This window comes from Streptomyces sp. NPDC058812, assembly GCF_042744565.1.
GTDB lineage: Bacteria > Actinomycetota > Actinomycetes > Streptomycetales > Streptomycetaceae > Streptomyces > Streptomyces thinghirensis.
On record NZ_JBHYOB010000005.1, the window covers coordinates 370,887 to 393,675 of the forward strand.

Here is a 22,789-nt window from a genome sequence, read left to right on the forward strand (position 1 = left end):
CCGGCTCTCCTCGACGAGCGCACCCTGCTCTACCGCCCCGTGTGGACGCCGCGCCCCGGCAAGGGCGAGCCCGTCACCGGCACCGTCCTCGTCTTCGACACCTCCGCCGAGCGCGTCGCCGAACTGCGCTCGCGCCACGGGCGCGTGGTGTGGGTACGCCCTGGAAAGGAGTACACCCGGCTCTCCCCGGACGACTACGACATCGCCCCGGACAGCGCCGAGGACCACCGCGCGCTCCTGTCGGCGCTGCGCGCGGACCGGGTCACGCCGTCGGCCGTGCTCCACCTGTGGCAGTTGGACGGGGCGGCCCCGGCCGACGGGCCGCTCGACGGCCTCGACGTCGCGCTGGTGCCGCTTTTCCTGTTCTGCCAGGCGTGGCTGGTCGGTCTGGACCGTACGCTGCCCGTCGTCCACGCCTTCGACGGCGAGCGCGACCTGCCCGCGGGCGCCGCGGTCGGCGGGTTCGCCCGCAGTGTGCGCCTGGAACAGCCCAAACTGGCCGTCAAGACCGTCGACGTCCGAGACCGCCGCACCGCCGCGGAACTCGCCGGCCTGCTGCTCGCCGAGACCGCGAACCTCGACGACGTCGAAGTACGCCACACCGGCGGCACGCGCGCCGTCCTGTCCTTCACGCGCTGCCGGCCCCCGGCGGCCGTGCGTACCCCGCTCGCCCGCACGGGCGGCGTCTACCTGATCAGCGGCGGCGCCGGTGGCCTCGGTCTGCACGTGGCACGGCACATGGCCGCGCGGGCGAAGGTCTCGCTCGTCCTGTTCGGGCGCTCCGCGCCGGGCGCGGAGCAGGAGGCCGCGGTCGACGGAATCCGGCGCGCGGGCAGTGAGGCCGTATACCTCCGGGCCGACACGGCGAGCCGGGCCGACATGGCGCGAGTCGTGGCCGAGGCCCGGTCCCGCTTCGGACCGCTGACCGGGGTGATCCACTCCGCGGGCGTCACCGAGGACGGGCTGCTCATCACCAAGCCACTGGACTCGGTGCGCCGGGTGCTCACCCCGAAGCTCGCGGGCACCCGCGCGCTCGATCTGGCGACAAGCGGCGAGGAACTGGATTACTTCGTGCTCTTCTCGTCCGCCTCGGCCGTGCTCGGCAGTGTGGGGGCCGCCGACTACACCGCCGGCAACCGCTTCCTGGACGCGTACGCGGAATGGCGCGAGGCGCTGCGGGCCCGTGGTGAGGTCCGTGGGCGCACCCTGTCCGTCAACTGGCCGATGTGGCGCGACGGCGGCATGCGCATCCACCCGGACGTCGAGCAGGACGTACTCGTGCGGGCCGGGCTGGAGCCGATGGACACCGCGGAGGGGCTCGCCGCCCTTGATACGGCGCTGGCCCTCGACGGGCCGCAACTGGTGGTGCTCAAGGGCGATCCGGCGCGACTGGAGGCACGGATGAGGTCGGTGGTCGAGAACGTGGGCGAGGAACCCGCACCGGCCGCCTCCGCGCCCGTCGAACCCCGGGGGGCGGTGGCCGAAGCCGTCCCGCCCGGCGGCGGGCCGGACCTCGACACCGTCGTACGGGAACTGCGCGAGGTCGTCGCGGACGTCCTCAAGCTCCCGCAGTCGGAGCTGGACGTGGAGGACGAGTTGTCCGACTACGGCCTGGACTCCGTCGCCGCGATGCGCGCCCTCAGCGGTATGGAGGAGAAGTACGGCGTGCCGGTCCCGCCGTCGCTGCTCCTGCGCCACCGGTCGATCCAGGCCCTCGCCCAGCATCTCGTGGCCGAGGTGCTGCCGGCCGCGCCGGTGCCCGGTACGGGCACGCCGCCCCGCGCCGGGCAGGCCGCCCCCGTTCCGGCGCCCGCCCGCGCCGCCGTTCCCGCCGCGGCACCGTCCGCTGGGGGCCGGATCGCCGTCGTCGCCGCGGCGTGCCGCTTCCCCGGCTCGCCCAGCCTCGAGGCGTTCTGGGACAACCTCGTGCACGGCCGCGACTGCGTGCGCCCGGCACCGGACGGCCGGTGGCCGCAGGAGTGGCTGCGGCACGCGGGTGCCGACGTCGTGGCCGCCGCGCGATGGGGCGGATTCATCGACGGCATCGACCGGTTCGACGCCGCCTGCTTCGGCATCGACGAGGAAGAGGCACGCTGGATGGACCCGCAGCAGCGGATCTGCCTGGAAGTCACCCAGGAACTCCTCGACCGCGCCGGTTACCGGCGGGAGGACGTGGCGGGCAGCGCGACCGGCGTCTTCCTGGGAGTGGGCCCGAACGACTACACCCGGCGCGGCTTCCTCGCCGGACTGCCGACGCCGCCCCGGCTGCTGGCCGACTCACTGCCGAACATGGCGGGCGCGACCCTCTCGCACGTCTTCGACCTGCGCGGTGCGAGCCTGACCGTGGACACCGCGTGCTCGTCCTCGCTGGTCGCCCTGCACCGGGCCGTGCAGAGCCTGCTGGCGGGGGAGTGCGAGGCGGCGGTCGCCGGAGGCGTCGAGCTGCTGCTCGACCCGTTCGTGTACGTGGGTCTGGACCGCGCCGGCGCGCTCTCCAAGGACGGCAGGTCCCGGGTCTTCGACCGCGAAGCCGCCGGATTCGTGCCGGGCGAGGGGGCGGGCCTGGTCCTGCTCAAGGAAGAGGGCAGGGCGCTGCGCGACGGCGACATCGTCCTCGCCACCATCACGGGCTCCGCGGTCAACAACGACGGCCGCACCGTCGGCCCGACCACGCCGAGCCACGAGGCCCAGACCGAGGTCATCCGAGCCGCGCTGCGCTCGGGCGACATCGATCCGGCGAGCGTGGGATACCTCGAGACGCACGGCTCGGCGAGCGGGTTCGGCGACCCGATCGAGATCGCCGCCGCGGCCGAGGCGTACCAGGGGGCGGGCCGGCTCCGGCCGGCCGGGGTCGGATCGGTGAAGACCAACATCGGCGCTCTGCTGCACGCCGGTGGCGTCGCCTCCCTGATCAAGGTCGTGCTCGGGCTGCACCACGGCCGGCTGGTGCCCACCCTGCACTGCACCGAGCCGCACCCGCGCATCCAGTTCGAGAGGACGCCGTTCCGGCCCGTGCTGACCGGCGGCGACTGGCCGCGCGAGGGCTCCGGTCCGCGCCGAGCCGGTGTCTCCTCCTTCGGCTTCGGTGGCACCAACTGCCACGTCGTCGTGGAGGAGGCCCCGGCCGGCCACCGACCGCTCCGGACACCGCTGCCGGTCACGGCATTCGAGCGGCGACGCCTCTGGCTGGAGCCGGAGGCGCGGCCCGGACGACTGACGCCCGCCGTGCCGGCTCCCGACGGCGAGGCCCTGCTGCCCGCGGTGACCCGGCGCGTCGCGGCCGCCGTCGCCGCGCTGCTGCCCGGCCCGGCGGCCGCTGACCCGAGTGAGCTCAGCGGCCACAACTTCATGGAACTCGGGCTCGGTTCGGCCACACTCATCGAGCTGAACGCCGCGCTCGACAAGGAGTTCTCCGTCGCCGTACCGCCCACCGCGCTGTTCCGCCATCCCAATGTGCCGGACCTGTCCGGCTACCTGGTCCGCGAGTACGAGGCGGAGCTGACCCGCTGGCGGGCCGCGCACAACGGGAGGGGCCACGCGCCCGGCTCCGCCACCGGGAACGGTGGTCCCGAGCGCCGCAGGGAGCCCGCCGCCGCGCGACAGGCAGCGGTCCGACGGTCCGACGGCGGCTCCGAGGAGGACGACACAGCCACCCCGGATGACATGGCCGCCCGGCACAGCGCGGCCGGCCGCGGCCACACAGTCACGGGCGGCGACACAGCCACCCGCGGCAGCACAAACACCGGCGGCACCACAGACACCCGCGAGGACATCGCGATCATCGGCATCGGTGGTCGCTTCCCCGGCGCGGACGGGCCCGAAGCGCTCTGGGCCAGGCTGGCGGCGGGGGACGACCTGGTCACTCCGGTGCCCGCCGACCGCTGGGACCACAGCCGGTACTACGACCCCACCGCCGCACCCGGCACGACCGACTGCCGCCACGGCGCCTTCCTCGACGCGATCGACACCTTCGACGCGGCCTTCTTCCGCGTCCTGCCCAGCGAGGCGGAGAGCATGGACCCGCAGCTCAGGCTGCTGCTCGAGGTTCTCCACGCCACGGCCGAGGACGCAGGCGCGGCGCCCGCGCTGCGCGGCTCCGACACCGGGGTCTTCGTCGGCCAGTGCTTCCAGGACTACGACAACGAGATGATCGCGCGGGGCCGCACGGTCGGCGTGCACGACCCCATCGGCGCCGCCATGTCGATGACGGCCAACCGCCCGTCGTTCTTCTTCGACCTCAGTGGTCCGAGCCTGACCGTGGACACCGCCTGCTCGTCCTCGCTGACGGCGCTCCAGCTGGCCGTCGCGTCACTGCGCCGCGGCGAGTGCTCGATGGCCTTCGCGGCCGGGACGAATCTCATCGCCAGCCCCCGCCACTACCTCAAGCTCTCCGCCATCGGCGCGCTGTCGCCCGGCGGACGCTGCTACAGCTTCGATGCCCGCGCCGACGGCTACGTCCCCGGCGAGGCGGTCGCCGCCGTTCTGCTCAAGCCGCTCCGCCAGGCCCTCGCCGACGGCGACCCGGTGCACGCCGTCATCAGATCCGTCGCCGTCAACCACGGCGGTCACGCCAGCTCGGCCACCGCACCCAACCAGGCCCGCCAGGAGGCCCTGCTGCGCCGCGCCTGGAGCGAGGCGGGCATCGACCCGGCGACCCTCACCTACCTGGAGGCGCACGGCACCGGCACCAGACTCGGCGACCCCATCGAGGTCGAGGCCGTCAAGGGCGCCCTGCGCGCCCACGGCGGCGAGCCGCACATCGTGCTCGGCAGCGCCAAGTCGCACCTCGGGCACACCGAGGGCGCCGCGGGGCTGGTGGGTGTCGTCAAGACCGTCCTGTCCATGCGGCACGGGCTCATCCCGGCGATGCCGTCGTTCCAGGAGGCCAACCCCTACTGCCGTCTCGACGAGGGTCCGCTCCACGTCAACCGGGAACCCGTGCCCTGGGACCCGCCGCCCGGGGTGCCGCGCCGGGCGGGTGTCAGCTCCTTCGGCTTCGGCGGTTCCTATGCCCATGTGGTCCTCGAAGAGCCGCCGGTGCGGCAGGCGGCGCGTCCGTCGGAAGGCCCCCTGGTCTTCCCCTTCTCCGCACGGACACCGGAACGGCTGCGGGCCCTGGCACGGCGTTACCTGGACTTCCTCGGTCCGGGTTGCGGTCTGCCCACGTCCGAGATCGCGGCGACTCTGCAGCACGGCCGTGAGGCGGCCGCAGCGCGTTGCGCGGTGATCGCCGACAGCCGCAGCGCACTGGTCCGGGGCCTGGAGGCGCTCCTCGCGACGGAAGAGGCGGACTCTACGGGCACGGTGTACGACATGACGGGCACCGCCGCCCGCGACGCCCGGCGGGCCGACGACACGGGCCGGCTCGCCCGGTCCTGGGCGGACGGTGGGACGGTCGACTGGCCGACCGGCCCGGACGGCCGCCCGGAGCCTCGTGTCCCGCTGCCCACCTATCCGTTCGAACCCCGGCGCTTCTGGCTGCGGGAGCCTGCGGCGCTCGTGCCCGCCCCCGCCCAGCCGCCGTCCGCACCGGCCGAGCACGACACGGCCGACGCCACCGCGGCGCTCGCCGCCGAACTGGCCGCCCGCGTCGAGGAGAGCGGCTACTCGGGCGCGCGCATCCTCGGTGCCCTGGTCGAGTTCAGCGCTCTGGGGCGCGCCCTCGCCGCCTCGGTCCTGCGCCGGCACACCGGCCGGGGCAGGTACGGCGCCGACGACCACCTCGCCGACCGGATGGAGATCGCGCCCGGACACGAGCACTTCACCGAGTTCCTGGAGCGCGCACTGCGCACCTGCGAGCCGCCCGCCGACGGGGAGGAGGCCGAACAGGCCCGCCTGACCGCGAGGCTGCGCGAACTCGCCCGGGCCAACCCGGAGATCGAACCCCACATCGACCTGGTCGTCTCCTGGTCACGACAGCTGCCCGACGTGCTCGCCGACCGGGTGAACCCGCTCGAGCTGTACTTCCCCGGCGACGACGAGGGCATCGCCCGCGTCTACGGCAACACCGGCATCGCCGACCACTTCAACGACCTGATCGCCCACGCCGTGGCGGGCCATCTGCGCGAGCAGCACGCCCGCCGTCCCGGCGAGCCGCTGCGCGTCCTGGAAATCGGCGCCGGCTCCGGTGCCACGACCGAGCGTGTCCTGCGTCTCGTCGACGCGCTCGGCCTGCCCGAGGACACCGTCACGTACTACTTCACCGACGTGTCCCCCGCCTTCTTCCGCACCGCGCGCCGGCGCCTCGCCGGAGCCCGTACGGCGGTGCGCTACGCGGCGTTCGACCTGGAGGGGGAGCTGGCCGGGCAGGGCTTCGAGCCCGGTTTCTTCGACGTGGTGGTCGCCACCAACGTCGTCCACGTCACCCGGGTGGTCGCGGACTCGGTCACCCGGGTCCGTCAGCTGCTGACCGAGGGGGGCGTGTTCGCGCTCAACGAACTGACCCTGGCCCTGGACTATCTGACCCTGATGTTCGGCATGGTGCCCGGCTGGCAGCCGCCCCAGGACGGACGGCTGCCCGGCTCCCCGCTCCTGGACGCCACGGGCTGGCGCCGCGTGCTGGCCACGGCCGGATTCGATCCGGTGTGGGTGTTCGGGGCCGCCGACGTCGACGAGGCCGAGGCCGACCAGTGCGTACTGCTGGGCCGGGCGGCCGCCCGCGGGTACGCCACGCCCGCCGCCGAGGAGGCCGCCACGGCCGCCGCCCCCCGAACCTCCGTCCCCGCCGCGGCCCCGCCCGCCGAAGACGACACACCCGCCCGCCTCGCACGCCACCTGCGCCAGGAGTTCGCGGAGTTCCTGTCCGTTCCGGCCGACGCCGTCGACGACACGACCGCGTTCGCGGCCTACGGCCTGGACTCCCTCGGAGCCATTCAGATGGTCCGGACCATGGAGGGCACGTTCGGCCCCCTGCCGAAGGTGCTGCTGTACGAGTGCAGGACGGTGGCGGAACTGGCCGCGTACCTTCTGGAGAACGCTCCCGGGGCCTGCGATGCGGTGGCCGCGTCCATGTCCGACGCCCTGCCGCCCACCACCCCGGCGCCGGATCGGCACCAGCCCGAACCACCGTCCCCCGTGCCCCTCGGACCCACCGCCCGCACCGGCCCCGACGACCCGGTCGCCGTCGTCGGCATGGCAGGGATCTTCCCGGGCGCACCCGACTGCGACACGCTGTGGCGACGGCTGCGCGAGGGCGCCGACCTCGTCACGGAGATCCCACGGGAACGCTTCGACTGGCGGTCCGTGTACGGCGATCCGCAGCGCGAGCCCGGCACGACCGACACGCGCTGGGGCGCCTTCATCGACGGCGTCGACGAGTTCGACGCGGAGTTCTTCGGCATCTCGCCGCTGGAAGCCGGACTCATGGACCCCCAGCAGCGGCTTCTGCTGCACTGTGCCTGGTGGGCCGTCGAGGACGCGGGACACCGTCCGAGCAGCCTCGGTGGCACCGACACGGGTGTCTTCGTCGGTGCCACCTCACACGACTACGACGAGTTCCTCATCCGCATCGGCCGGGACCGCGAGGCCCACTCCAGCCTGGGCGTCGGTCACTGCATCCTGTCCAACCGGATCTCGTACCAGCTGGGTCTGCACGGGCCGAGCGAGACGGTGGACACCGCCTGCTCCAGCTCGCTCAGCGCGCTGCACCGGGCCGTCGGGGCGATCCAGGGCGGGGAGTGCGGCGCCGCGATCGTGGGCGGTGTCCATCTCAACCTGGGAGCGAGGCTGTTCGTGGCGCTCGGCCAGCTCGGCGTCATGTCGCCCGACGGCGTGTGCCGCCCGTTCGACAGCGAGGCGAACGGAATGGTGCGGGGCGAAGGGGTGGGCGCACTGTACCTCAAGCCGCTGTCGCGGGCGCTGGCGGACGGCGACACCGTGCACGGCCTGATCCGCGGCAGCGGAGTGGGCCACGGCGGCCGGGTGACGTCGATGACCGTGCCCAACCCGGCCGCCCAGGCCGAGCTGATCGCGTCGGTGCATCGGCGGGCGGGTGTCGACCCGCGCACCGTCACCTACATCGAGGCCCACGGCACCGCCACCCATGTCGGTGACCCGATCGAGGTCCGCGCGCTGCGCAAGGCCTTCGCCCACCTCCTGGAACGTCCGGAGAACGAACCGGTGACGCCGTGGTGCGGTCTGGGCAGCGTGAAGTCCAACGTCGGGCACCTGGAAGCCGCGGCCGGACTCATCGGCACCGTCAAGACGCTGCTGGCCATGCGCCACGGCGAACTGCCCGCGAGCATCAACTTCGGTACGGCCAACCCACTGCTGGAGCTGGAAGGCAGCCCGTTCGAGGTGGTCGCCGAACGCCGGCCGTGGCCGCGTCTGACCGACGCCGGTGGCACAGAGCTCCCGCGCCGCGCGGGGGTGACCTCGCTCGGCTTCGGCGGCACCAACGCGCACGTCGTGCTGGAGGAGTTCATCCCGCCACCACGCGCTCCGCTGCCGGACACCGGTGAACCCCGACTGATCGTCCTGTCGGCCCGCACCGAGCGTGCCCTGCGCGCCGCGGCGGCCCGGCTCGCCGCCCGGCTGACGGCACGGCGCGCCGCCGGCGAGCCGGATCTGCCCCTCGGCGACGTCGAGTTCACCCTGCGGGCGGGGAGGGATCCGATGCGGTGGCGGCTCGCCCTGCTCGTCGCGGACACCGGCGAACTGCTGGACCGGTTGCGTTCGTGCGCGGACGGCACCTTCGACCGCCCGGGTGTCTTCCTCGGCGAGCCCGCCGGGCACCCTGCGTCGAGCCCGCCGCACTCGGCGGGTGCCGAGGCACTGGCCCGGCACTGGGTGGCGGGTGGTGAGCTGCCCGACCGGCACCCGGCCGGAGCGGAGCCCGCACACCGCCGCACCTCCCTGCCGGGCTATCCGTTCGAGTCCATCCGCCACTGGGCCGACGAGCCGTCGCGGCCTACGTCCGCCGCCGTGTCCGGCGATCCTCCGGACGCCGGCGAGGAATGGCTCCAACTGCTCAACGACCTGCGCGAGGGCGCCAGGTCGGTCGAAGAGGTGGACGACATGCTCGTTCTCGGGGACGGGGGAAATCGATGAGGACCGGTCCGCACGAAGCCAAACGAGAAATCCTGGCGCGGGTCAGCCGGGGAGAACTGGACGCCCGGCAGGCCGCGGCCCTGCTCCGCCGTCTCGCCGCAGCAAGGGCGGACGACGCGGTCGGCGACGGCGCGGGCGACGAGGCGGCGACACGGGCAGCCGGTACGGACACCACCGTCTGGTACGAGTCCACGTGGACGCCCACCGCGCCGGTCCCCCAGACCGGGACCGCCGACGCCCGCGTCCTCGTCCTGCGCCTCGGATCCGCCACCCAAGGCCGGGACCCCGCAGGGCAGTTCGTCGTCCCCGCGGAGGCCCCTGCGGACTGGCACAGCGCCTGGCGCGCCGTGAGCGGCCCCGGGCGCACCGCGGCACGGGTCGTGCTCGACGCCCGGGAGGTGCCCGGCGCCGCCGCCGTCGACGCGGCGTTCGCGCTGCTGAAGACGGTCGTCGAGGACGCCTCCCGGGAGCCGGTCTCCCTCGCCGTGCTCACGGCCGGGCCCGGTCAGCGGGTGGCGGCCGACGCCCTGGGCGGGCTGTGCCAGATCGCCGCCCAGGAGGACCGCCGCGTCGACGCCGTCGCCGTACACAGCACCGAACCCTCCGGGGACGGCACCGGCCGCACCCCTCTCGAACTCGCCGTCACCGAACTCGCCCTGCCCACGCCGGGCTCCCACCAGGTCCGCCACGGCCCCGGCGGGCGCGCCATCAGGACCCTCGTCCCGATCCGGCCCGACCGGGACGCCGCCCGCCCCCTCTGGCGGGAACGCGGCGTCCACCTAGTCACCGGCGGCACGGGCGGCATCGGCGGGCACCTCGCCCTGCTCCTCGCCCGCCGGCACGCGGCGCGCCTGGTGCTGCTCGGCCGCTCGGCACCGGCCGCACGCATCGACCGGCTCCTCGACCGGCTGCGGGAGGCGGGCGGAGAGGCCGTGTACGTGCGGGGCGACGTCACCCGGCGCTCCGACGTCGAGCGGGCCGTGGCGCGGGCCCACGAGGAGTTCGGGCCGCTGGCCGGCGTACTGCACGCGGCGGGAGTCAACGAGGACGCGTACCTGGTGAACAAGGAGCCGGAGACGGCACGGCGCGTTCTCGCCCCGAAGCTGACGGGAGCCGCCGTCCTCGACGAGGTCACCGCGGCCGAACCCCTGGAGTCGTTCGTGCTGCTCTCCTCCGTCGCCGCCTACACGGGCGGCCCGGGACAGAGCGACTACGCCGCCGCCAACCGTGCCCTCGGCGCCCTCGCCGCCATCCGCGCCGAGGCCGTCACCCGGGGCCACGGGCGACGCGGCACCACCGTGGCGCTCGCGCTCCCGCTGACCGAGGGAGGCGGTATGGGCCTGAGCGAGCGGGACAAACGGGCCGTCCGGGACCTCCAGGGCATGGGGACGCTGCCCGCCGAGACCCTCCTCGACACCGTCGGCACCGCACTCGCGGCGCGGCGGCCCGAGGTGTACGCGGTGCACGGCGACGCGAGCCGCGTCCACGCCTACGTGGCACGGCACCTGGCCGGGCGGGAGACACCAGCGCAGCGGTCCGCGACCGACCCCGCCGAGACGCCCGCCCCCGGCGGCGGCCCCGGCAACGGCGGTGACCTCGAACCGGCGGCCGAGAGCTACCTGCTCACACTGGTGGGCGACATCCTCCGGCTCCCCGCGGGAAGACTCCGTGCCGACCAGGAACTGTCCACGGTCGGCGTGGACTCCGTCCTCATCAAGAAGATCCACACCGTCCTCGAGGACCGGCTCGGGCCGCTGCCCGCCACCCTTCTGTTCGAGCACCGCACGGTCGGCGAACTCGGCCGCCACCTCGCGGCGGAGCACACCGCGGCGCTGCGCGCCCTGCTCGCCCGGCAGACCCCGGCCGCACCGGCTCCGAAGAAGCGGGAGCCAGGCCGCCCCCGAACGGCCGTGGCCCCCTCGGCCACCAGCGAGGGCACTCGCGCCGCGGAACCCATCGCCGTCATCGGCGTCGCCGGACGCTACCCCGGGGGCCGTGACCTCGACGCGTACTGGCGCACCCTGCGCGACGGCGAGGACGCCATCACCGAGATCCCGGCCGACCGCTGGGACCACTCCCGCCACTACGCGCCCGGTGAGCGCGGCCCGGGCACGGTGTACGCGAAGTGGGGCGGCTTCATCGAGGACGCCGACCGGTTCGACGCGCGGTACTTCAACATCTCGCCCCGCGACGCCGAGCGGGCCGACCCCACCGAGCGGGTATTCCTCGAAGTGGCCTGGTCGGCCCTGGAGGACGCGGGCTACTCACGGCGGCTGCTGCACGAGCGCACCCTGCGCGGCGACCAGCACGCGGTAGGAGTGTTCGTCGGAGCCACCGCCACCTCGTACAAGCTCATCGGCGCCGAGGAGTGGGGCCGCGGCAACCCCGTCATCGCCCTGTCGATGGACTTCTCCATCGCCAACCGGCTCTCCTACCTTCTCGATGCCCACGGCCCCAGCCTCGTCGTCGACACCGCCTGCTCGTCCTCGCTGACCGCTCTCCACCTGGCGGTCGAATCGCTGCGGCGCGGCGAGTGCGCGATGGCGATCGCCGGGGGCGCGCACATCCAGACGCATCCCATCAAGTACGGCGTGCTCGCGGACATGCGGCTGCTGTCCACGGACGGCCGCTGCCGCGCGTTCGGCGCGGGCGGCGACGGCTTCGTGCCGAGCGAGGGCGCGGGCGCCCTGGTCCTCAAGCCACTGTCCGCGGCCCTCGCCGACGGCGACCACATCCACGGCGTCATCCTCGCCACCAGTGTCAATCACGGCGGCCGCACCAACGGTTACACCGTGCCCTCGCCGCGCTCCCACGCGCAGGTCATCTCGGCCGCCCTGCACGGCGCCGGGATCACCGCCGACACCATCGGCTATGTCGAGGCGCACGGCACCGGTACCGCGCTCGGCGACCCCATCGAGATCGAGGGACTGCGGCGGGCCTTCGCCGAGGACACCGATCACGTCGGGTACTGCGCCATCGGCTCCGCCAAGTCGAACATCGGACACGCCGAGTCGGCGGCGGGCGTCGCGGGCATCACGAAGGTCCTGTTGCAGTTCGCGCACCGCCGGCTGGCCCCCACCCTCCACGCCGACGAGGCCAACCCGAAGATCGACTTCTCGTCGACGCCGTTCGTGCTGCAACGCAGCCTCGCCCCCTGGGAGCGCCTGCGCCCGGACCTCCCGCGCCGTGCCGCCGTCAGCTCCTTCGGAGCGGGCGGCGCCAACGGCCACGTGATCCTCCAGGAGCCGCCGTCCACTCGGCGCCACGACCCGCCGGGCGAGGAGGGCACCGAGCAGCTGATCGTCCTGTCCGCCAAGACGGACGAGCGGCTGCGCGAGGTCGCACGACGGCTGCACCGGAGCCTCGGCGCCGCCCCCGCCCTGCGCGACGTGGCCCACACCCTGGCCACCGGCCGCGACGAACTCGAGAGCAGGCTCGCCGTCACCGCCCGCACCCCTGCCGAACTCCGCGGCCGACTACAGGAGTTCCTCGACTCGGGCGCCGCCCCCGGCCTGGTCACCGGGCGCGTCGATCCCGCCGCCGAACCTCCCGCGGATGCGGACCGGGCCGGGGAGCTGCTCGCCGCCCGCGACCTCGGCACACTCGCCCGGCTGTGGACACGGGGCGGCGTCGTCGACTGGTCCGGGGCCTTCGACGGCGCCCGGCGCGTCCCGCTGCCCGCCTACCCGTTCGCGGGCGACCGCCACTGGGTCACCACCACACCGCCCCTCGGCCCCGACGGCAATGGGCGCCGCGCCGCGCCCGGACCGCTCGACCGCGTCGTCCCGACCCTCGACGGCCTGGTCCACGAGACCGTCTTCGACCGCGAGGACCAGGTCGTCGCCGACCACGTCGTCCAGGGCCGTGCCCTGCTCGCCGGAGTGGTCCAACTCCAGATGGCCGCTGCCGCCGCCGAGGAACTCGACCGCGGCCAGGTGCGGGAGATCACCGACGTACGGTGGCGGTCCCCCGTGGAGATCCCCGACGGCGGCGCCACGGTCCGCGTCCGCCTCACCGAGTCCGGGAACGACGGGCTCGACTACAGGATCGGCACGGCGCACGGCGACGAACGGCCCTGCTCCACCGGCACCGTCCGCACCGGCACCGCCCCGGCCGCCCCGCCCGCCGCCCTCGACCTCGACGCGATCCGCGCCCGGTGCACCACCCGCCGTGACGGGTCCGCCTTCTACAAGGACTGCGCCCAACGCGACGGCCTCGCCTACGGTCCCCTCTTCCGACGGCTCGCCGCCGTACACGCGGACTCCGAAGGCGAGGCCCTCGGGGAGCTGACACCGCCACCCGGCACGTCCGCACCCGCCTGGGCGGTGGACGCCGGCACCCTCGACGGCGCCTTGCACGCCCTGCACGGCGTGCTTCCCCAACCTCCCGAGGGCACCGCGCCGTTCCTCCCGGCGTCCGTGGCCCGCGTGGAGCTGACCGGGCGCGTCGGCGCCGCCCGCCACGTGCACGTACGGCTGCGGGAGCACGACCCCGAGCGCGGCACGGCCCGTGCCGACGTGACGCTGGCGGACGCGGACGCCGTACCCGTGGCGGTCTTCCGGGACCTGCGCGTGGCCCGTCCCGCGACCACCCGCCCCACGCACGGCAGCAGCCCCGCCGTGCGCCGGCTGCGCACCGCGTGGCAGGTCCTCGACGCCCCCACTCCCGCACCGGCGCGGCACACCGGACACACCCTGGTCCTCACCACGGCCCGCGACTTCGGCCTCGGCCAGGCCCTGGCGGCGCGTTCGCCCCGGGCCCGCGTGCTGCGCCTCGACACCCCGGACGTGGCACGGCACCTTGGAGCCGCCGTCGAGGAACTGGACCCCGACAGCGCGATCCACTTCCTCGGCGGCGTCGACGACCGCCACTACAGCGCCCACGATCTCGCCCACCTCGACACGGCCCTCGACCAGGGCTGCCTGGCCCTGTTCCGGCTCGCGCAACGGCTGGCCGCCCGGCGTCCCGAGAGGCTGCGCCTGTCCGTCGTCACCAGCGACAGCCAGCAGGTCGACGAGGGCGTCCCGGCCCGCAACCCGTACGCCGCCGCGCTCGTCGGCCTCGCCAAGTCGATGGCCCGCGAGCTGCCCTTCGCCTCCGTCGGCTGTCTCGATCTGGACCGCCGTGCACTGGCCCGGGGCGGGGCCGAACTGCGCCGGCTCGCGGCCGCCGTGGAGGCCGAGCCCGCGGCTCTCCCCGTGCAGGAGGTCGCTCTGCGTGGCCGCCTCCGCCTCGGCAAGACCCTGCGTGCGGTCACCCTGCCCGAAGCCCCCGGCACCGAGCTGCCGTTCCGGCACGGCGGCACCTGTCTGCTGATCGGCGGCGCGGGCGGCCTGGGGCGCGCGGTCGCCCGGTACCTGGCCCGCGAGTACGCCGCCCGCCTCGTCCTCGTCGGCCGCCGCCCGCTGGGCGAACTGCCGGACACCCTGCTGTCCGAGCTGCACGCCGCCGGCGGCGAAGCCGTCTACGAGCAGGCCGACATCACCGACCGCGACGCCGTCGGCGCTCTGCTCACCCGGGTGCGCGAACGCTTCGGCGCCGTCCACGGCGCGATCCACGCCGCCTTCACCCTGGCCGACGGGCTGCTGCACCGCATGGACGAGCTGACGTTCCGCTCCGCCCTGCACGCCAAGACCCACGGCACCGTCGTCCTCGCGGAGGCCCTGGCGGGCGAACCGCTGGACTTCCTCGCCCTGTTCTCGTCCGCCGTCTCGCACCGGGCCAACGCCGGGCAGGGCAACTACAGCGCGGCCTCCACCTTCCAGGACGCCTACGCGCACTACCTGGCCACCCGCACCCGCCTGCCCGTCAAACTCCTCAACTGGGGCCTGTGGGGGCACAGTGGCTCCGTCGCCACCGAGGACTACCGGCGCCGGGTCGCCCGCCTCGGCGTGGCCGGCCTCACCGACGAGGAGGGCGTCGCCGCCCTCCGCCGCGTCCTGGGCTCCCCGCTCACCCAGGCGACCGTCCTGAAGACCACCGGAGACCAGGAACTCGAAGGCGTCACGGACGCGCCCGCCGACGCCCTGGACGTGCCCGGTGACGGACAGGCGGTGCGCACGGCCGTGGCCGGGGCCGCCGAGGCCCGGCGCGCCTCCTCGGTACCCCCCGGCTACCTGGCCCGCCTGGACGACTTCGCCCGCCGCGAAGTCCTCGCCGCCCTCCACCGGATGGGCGCCCCGCGCACGGCCGGAGCCGCGCGCACCCCCGCCGACCTCGCCGTGGACCTGGGCGTGGTCACCGTACAGCGGCGGCTCTTCGACGCCCTGCTCGACATGCTGCGGGATCCGGGCCTCCTGCGGGAGGACGACGGTTTGCTCAGTTTCCCCGTCGACCCGTATCCGACAGAGGACGAGGACGGCACCGACCGGACCCGGCTGAGCGAGCAGCTCACCGCCGACCACCCGCACTGCGCGCCGGCCGTGGAACTGCTCGCCGACTGCGCGGCGGCGCTGCCCGACGTCCTCACCGGCCGCCGCAGAGGACTCGAGGTTCTCTTCCCCGGCGGCTCCCAGGACCGGCTCGCCGCCCTCTACCACGACGACCCGCGCTCGCGGCACTTCAACGCGATGTGCACGGCCGCGGTCGTCCGCAGGGTGAGGGAGCTGCGCGGGCGCGAACCCGGGCGGCCGGTACGTGTCCTGGAGATCGGAGCCGGCACCGGCGGCACCACCCGCCCGCTCCTCGCCGCGCTCCGGACGTGCGAGGGGGCGGCACCGGCCTACGTCTGCACCGACATCTCACCCGCGCTCGTACGCCAGACCGCCGAACGCCTGGGGCCGAGCCACCCCGAGGCCGCCTTCCGCACCCTCGACATCGCCGCGGACCCCGCCGCGCAGGGCTTCGCGGGGGAGCGGTACGACATCGTGGTCGCCGCCAACGTGCTGCACGCCACCGGCGACATCCGCGCCACCCTCCACCACGTCGCGTCCCTGATGCGCCCCGGCGCCCTGCTCGCCGTCACCGAGTCGACCGCCGTACTGGACGCCGTCACGCTCGTCTTCGGCCTGACGGACGGCTGGTGGCTGTACGGCGACGGCCATCTCCGGCTGCCGCACTCACCGCTCCTCGCGGCCGAGGACTGGGGCGCGCTCCTCGCCGAGGCCGGGCTGCGGGACGTACGGGCCCTTGCCGCCACCGAGCACGACGACGCACACGCCGACCAGAGCCTCGTGCTCGCCGAACGCGGCGCCATCCGCCATCAGAGCGCCACTCCGGCCGGTGCCGCCGCGGCACCGCAGCCCGGGCCCGCGCCCGCCACCGTCGCAACGGAGGTCCCGACCATGCCGGTCGACCAGGAGAACGACGGCCGCCCCTGGCTCGTCGACCGCCTGCGCAAGCGCTTCGCCGCGAGCCTGAAGCTCGACGTGTCCGAAATGGACGCGCTGACACCACTGTTGGCGTACGGCGTCGACTCGCTGGTGGTCATGGAGGTCACCGAGGCCCTGTCCCGGGACCTCGGACAGCGCCTCGTGTTCGACGAGCCCTGCAACGGCCTGACGCTCACCGAAGTGGCGGACCGGGTGCTGGCGATGGGCATCTCGCTGCCCGCGTCGGCCGTGCCGGCGGTCCGCGCGGAGGCTCGGCCGACCCCTCACGAGTCCGAGCCCGACACCGCACAGCGGCCCGCGGACGGCGCGGCGCCCGGTGCCTCCGGCCCACCCGACGAGGTCCCCATCGCGATCGTCGGCGTCGCCGGGCGCTACCCGGGCGCCGACGACCTGTGGGCCTTCTGGGACAACCTGCGCGACGGGCGGCGCTCGATCGGCGACATCCCGGCCGACCGCTGGAACGCCGCCGAGCAGCACGCCGCACCGGGAGAGGGCGGGGAGCCGGGCCACCGCTGGGGCGGCTTCCTCGACGACGTCGACCGCTTCGACCCGCTGCTGTTCCGGATCTCGCCCCGCGAGGCCGCGGCCATGGACCCCCAGGAGCGGCAGCTGCTCCAGACGGCCTGGACCGCGCTGGAGGACGCGGGGGTGACCAGGGCCCGCCTGGAGGCGGAGGCGCTGCGCGCGACCGGGGCCGGGGTCGGCGTCTTCACCGGCGCCATGCACACCCCCTACCAGTCGCTGGCGGCCGAGCGCCGCGCCCGCGGCGAACGGCCGGACGCCCGCTCCGCGCACTGGTCGCTCGCCAACCGGCTCTCGCACTGCTTCGGTTTCTCCGGCCCGAGCCTCGCCGTGGACACCGCCTGCTCGTCCTCGCTCACCGCCGTGCACCTGGCCTGCGCGGCCCTGCGCAGGGGCGAGTGCGGCGCCGCCGTGGTGGGCGGTGTCAACCTGATCCTGCACCCGGCCCACCACGAGGAGCTGTCCCGGGCCCGGATGCTCTCCGGCGACGGCCGGGCCCGCGCCTTCGACCGGGACGGCGACGGCATGGTGACGGGCGAGGGCGTAGGGGTCGTCGTCCTCAAACCGCTGCCCGAGGCGCTGCGCGCGGGTGACCGAGTGCACGCCCTGATCGTGGGCTCGGCCGTGAACCACAACGCGGGGGACGACGCGTACACCACCCCGGACGCGGGTGCCCAGGCAGAGCTGCTCCGTCGGGCCCTGCGCCCGGCCCGCCTCGGTCCCGACGACATCCAGTACGTCGAGGCCGCCGCGACCGGATCCGCCGTGGGCGACGCCATCGAGGCCGAGGCCCTGCGCGAGGTCTTCGCCTCCCGGGACGCCGGGCGCGGCCCCGTCCGCGTCGGTTCCCTCAAGCCCGCCGTCGGCCATCTGGAGGCCGCTTCGGGCATGGCACAGCTCACCAAGGTCCTGCTCCAGCTCCGGGCCGGGCAGATCGCCCCGACCATCGACGTCACCACACCGCTGCCCGTCTTCTCGGCGGACGGTTCCCCGCTCGAGCTGGTCCGCCGGAGGCAGGCCTGGCCCGGCGGGGAGGGCGTCCCGGTGCGGTACGCGGCGGTCGGCTCCTTCGGTGTGGGCGGCGCCAACGCCCAGCTGATCGTGGCGGATCCGCCCCGGCCCGCCGAGCGCGACGCGGCGGCCGGGGAACCGCAACTCGTCCCCCTCAGCGCGCGCAGGCCCGGGGAACTGAGCCGCCTGGCCTCCCGGTTGCGGGACTTCCTACGGGGGCCGGGCGCCGACGAGATCCTCGCCGATGTGGCACACACCCTGCGGGTGGGGCGCGAGCCGCTGCGGGCGCGCGCGGTGCTGGTCGCGCGTGACCCGGCCGAACTGATCCACGGCCTGGACTCCTTGGCGGACGGCACCCCGCCGCCCGCTCCCGACCTCGGGCTGCTGCCGCCGCGGTGGGCGGACGCCGCCGCGCGCTGGGCGGACGGCGAGGACGTCGACTGGCCGGGACTCGGCGGAACGGGTCGGGTCATCTCCCTGCCGGGCTACCCGTTCGCCCGGGACAGGCACTGGCTTCCACACTCCGAGCCGCCCACGCCGCCGGCCGCGGAAATCCTCCGGGTCGCCGAGCCGGTCGCCGACACCCTCCCGGTCGCCGAGCCGGCCACCGTCCCCGTGTCCGGCCCGCCGAGCGGGGCCGGTGGCCCGGACAGGGGGGACGTGTACGACGTCGTCGCCGCCGCCATCAGCAGCGTCCTCGGCCTGCCCACCGAGGAGGTGGGCCCCGAGGAGCACCTGAGCGACTTCGGCTTCGACTCCGTCACCCTGACCGAACTCGCGGCGGTGCTCGGCGATCGGCTGGGCATCAGCGTAGTGGCCCCTGAGCTGTACGCGCACGCCGACGTCGCCTCGCTCGTGGCGGCCCTGACCGCGCATGTGCCGGCGCCGGAACCGGCCGCCGCCGACGCCGGACCGGTGCCGCCCGCCCGGGCACCGGCGGACGAGCCCATCGCCGTGGTCGGCATGGCGGGCCGCTTCCCGGGCTCCCCGGACCTCGACGCGTACTGGGAGAACCTGGTCGCGGGCAAGGACCTGATCGGCGACGTGCCGGCGGACCGCTTCGACTGGCGGGACATCCACGGCGACCCGGGCCAGGACCCGCACCGGGTGCCGTCCCGCTGGGGCGGCTTCCTGGACGGCGTCGACCGCTTCGACGCGGAGTTCTTCCGGATCTCCCCGCGCGAGGCACGCACGATGGACCCACAGCACCGGTTGTTCCTCCAGACGGTCTGGCACGCCATCGAGGACGCGGGCCACGATCCGGCCGCACTGGAGGGCACCCGCACCGGTGTGTTCGTCGGGGTCGGCTCCTCGGAATACGCGCAGCTGCTGATCGGCCGCGGTGTCGAGGTCGACGGCCAGGCCGCCACCGGCAACGCGCACAGCGTCCTGGCCAACCGGGTCTCCTTCCTGCTGGGGCTGCACGGCCCGAGCGAGCCGGTCGACACCGCGTGCTCCAGCTCGCTGACCGCGGTGCACCGCGCCGTGCAGGCGCTCCGCGCCGGGGAGTGCGAGACAGCCGTGGCCGGCGGGGTCAACGTGATCCTGTCCCCGACCGGCTACCTGGCCTTCGGCAAATCCGGCATGCTCTCACCCGACGGCCGCTGCAAGACCTTCGACCACCGGGCCGACGGCTACGTACGGGGCGAGGGCGTGGCCGCCCTGCTCCTCAAGCCGCTCGGGCGGGCACTGGCCGACGGCGACCACGTCCACGCCCTCATCCGAGGCACCGCCGTCAACCACGGTGGCCGCGCCAACTCCCTGACCGCGCCCAACCCGCAGGCGCAGACCGACGTCATCGTCCGCGCACACCGCGCCGCCGGGGGCACCGCCGACACCATCACCTGCATCGAGGCCCACGGCACCGGCACCGCTCTGGGCGACCCGATCGAGGTGAACGGCCTCATCGACGCCTTCCGCGAGCTGGGCGGCGCGGACCGCGCGGGCTACTGCGCCCTCGGCAGCGTCAAGACCAACGTCGGGCACCTGGAGACCGCGGCCGGCATCGCGGGTCTGATCAAGGTGATCAAGGCGCTTCAGCACCGTCAACTGCCGCCCTCCCTGCACCTGGAACGCGTCAACCCGCTCATCGACCTCACCGACACCCCGTTCCGCCTCATCGACGAGGCGCGGCCGTGGCCCCGGCCGGCCGACCGCGACGGCGGTGAGGTGCCGCGCCGTGCCGGAGTGAGTTCCTTCGGTTTCGGCGGCGTCAACGCCCATGTCGTCGTGGAGGAGTTCGAGTCCGGCCGGCCCGACGAAACCTCCGGTGCACCCGCGGGGCCCCAGTTGTTCGTCCTGAGCGCCCGCACCGAGGAGCGGCTGCGCCGGTATGCGGGCATCCTGGCCGACAGCCTGGAGCACAGCGCGTACCGTCCCGCCGACGTGGCCCACACCCTGCGCGTCGGGCGGCCGGCCCTCACCGAGCGGCTGGCCGTGATCGCGGACACGCTTCCCGAGCTGGTGGCACGGCTGCGTGCCTGGGCGGCCGGCTCCGGCCCGCGCGAGCCGGAAGGCATCGGCCCGCTGCGGGAGCTGGCCATCCGGTGGGTGCGTCACAAGGAGACGGACTGGTCCCGGCTGGAGGGCCCGGCGGGACGGCGGGTGCCGTTGCCGACGTACCCGTTCGCCGAGGACAGGTACTGGCTGCCCGAGCCCGCCCCGCGACGGCAGGACACCGCGACGGCGCCGGAGCCCCGGGAGGCGGAGCAGCCCGCACCGGCCGCCACGGCGCCCGCCGAGGACACGTCCGAGCTGGCCCGGCATGTCAGGGAGCTGGTGGCGCAAGGGGTGGGGCTGGCCCCCGAGGAGATCGACCCCGCGAAGGACTTCGCGGCGTACGGGATCGACTCGATCGTCGCGCTGCGCATCATGCAGCGGGTCCAGGCGCGGTTCGGTGAGGAGATCCCGATGGCGGCGATCTTCGAGCAGTCCACGCTGGAGCGCCTGGTGACCCACATCGCCACCCTGGCCCCCCAGCACGCGTCCACCCCTGCCTCCGCGTCCACCCCTGCCTCCGCGTCCGCCCCTGCCTCCGCGTCCGCCCCTGCCTCCGCGTCCACCCCTACCCCCGCGTCCGCCCCTGCCTCTCAGTCGGCGCCTGCACCCGCGTCCACCCCCACCCCCTCCACCACCTCGCAGCTCCTCACAGCCCGCGCCGTCCCCTTCGTCACGGACACGGTGGGCGCCCCCGTCCACTGCCTGCCCGGCGACACCGGCGAACTCAGCTGGCTGACCCATGTGCAGGCCGCCCTCGCCGACGACGGCCCGGTCCTGGGCATCGAGCCGCCGGGCTTTCGCACCGGCCGGACCCCGTCGGCCTCGGTCACCGACCTGGTGGACGCCTGCGCGGCCGCGGTCCTCGCCGACCGGCCCCAGGGCCCGTACCGCATCGCGGGGCAGGGGTGCGGCGCGGTGCTCGCCTTCGAGACGGCTCGCAGGCTCATCGACGAGGGGCACCAGGTCGACGAACTCCTCCTGGTCGGTGCCCCGGAGCCCGGCGAGCCGGTCGCGTCCGGGCTCGGCGCGCTGACCGGCGCCTTCGGCACGGTCTGGGGTGCCTGCCGGTGGCTCGGCGCCGATGTCCCGGTCGATGCCGCCGACGACGACTTCGCCCGGGCGGCCAGGGTGCTCACCACCGACGCCAAGCCGCCGATGGGCGAGGAGGCGCTGGCCGACTGGCTGCGCGAGGCCCACGCCCACCGCACCGCACTGGTCACGGCCCTCGCGTCGTACACCCCCCGGCCCCTGCCCGGTCCGGCCCGCGTCACCGTCGTACGGTCCCTGATGAACGGGCGGCCCTCCACCGGCGACTGGTCACGCTGGCTGTCCGAGCCCCCGCGCACCGTCGACGTGCCCAGCCGCCCCGACCACCTCGTCTCCGAGGGGGCCGCTGTCGACCTGCGTCGGCTGCGGCGGCCGGGGTCCCAGGACGGACGGCAGGAGCGGAAGTTCATCACCAGCATCAACCGGGCCGGGAACCGGCAGCGCTCGTACTGGATGCACCACATGTACGGCGACGTGAGCTATGGCCTGTACCTGTCGCGCTACCTCGGCGCCGAGTACCCGCTGCTCGGTGTCGAACAGATCGACCTCGACGCCCGTCTGCACCGCTTCGACACCTTCCAGGAGATGTGCGACGCGTACACGGCTGCGATCCGCGCCGACCATCCCGGCGGCCCCTTCACGCTGGCCGGTTCGTCCTTCGGCGGAGTCGTCGCCTTCGAGGTCGCCCGCCGGCTGATGCACCACGGCGAGCGCGTCCACTCCCTCGTCATCGCCGACGGCATCATGCCGACGACGCCCGCCTGGGCCGGTGTCGACTGGTCCTCGCTCACCGACGACGAGTCGGAGAGCCTGCCGCTGATGATGCTCGGCAACGCCTACTGCCACCGGTGGAACATCACCGAACTGGTCAGCCTGGAATCGCTGCTCGGCAAGGAGACCGACGAGCAGTTGCGGCTGATCGCTCGGCACGTCGTCGACAAGGCGGCGGCGAAACTCGCCCACGACAACGTCCTGACGCTCCTGCGCCGCACCAACGACGCGTTCAACCAGAATGTCAGGCTGCTCACCGAGTACGTGCCGCAGCCGCTGCCGGAACCGGTCGACGTCACCTTCTTCCACGCCACCCAGGGTTTCGTCGGCGCACGGAATCCGGCCGGGCTGCCGGCGATGCGGCGTCTGGACGGCGACCGGACCAACGGCTTCGGGCGGTTCGTCGGCAAGCCGCTGCGCGTGCACGACGTGGACGCCGACCACTTCACCATCGTCCACGACGCGGGGCTGCGGACCATGGCCCGGCTCATGACCCCGGCGCTGGGCGGCCCCCCCGCCCCCGAGGCCGGTGACCTGATCCAGTGACGAACCGGGAGGGC

The 22,789-nt window shown here is 74.6% G+C and carries 2 protein-coding genes (1 of these 2 running past the window's edge); both read left to right on the plus strand.

Annotated elements, in window-relative coordinates; genetic code table 11:
• Nucleotides 1-9,048 carry the 3' portion of an SDR family NAD(P)-dependent oxidoreductase gene (locus ACFW48_RS13495; protein ID WP_386313802.1) on the plus strand. Its footprint begins 3,348 nt before the window's first position, so 9,048 of the gene's 12,396 nt are visible here — the last part of the coding sequence; its start codon lies off the left edge, out of view; the stop codon is at nucleotides 9,046-9,048.
• A complete protein-coding gene (locus ACFW48_RS13500) occupies nucleotides 9,045-22,775 on the plus strand; it encodes an SDR family NAD(P)-dependent oxidoreductase (protein WP_386313803.1) in 13,731 nt (4,576 codons plus the stop codon). Before ACFW48_RS13495 ends, ACFW48_RS13500 begins: the two co-directional genes overlap by 4 nt.
• Nucleotides 22,776-22,789: the final 14 nt, after the last annotated feature.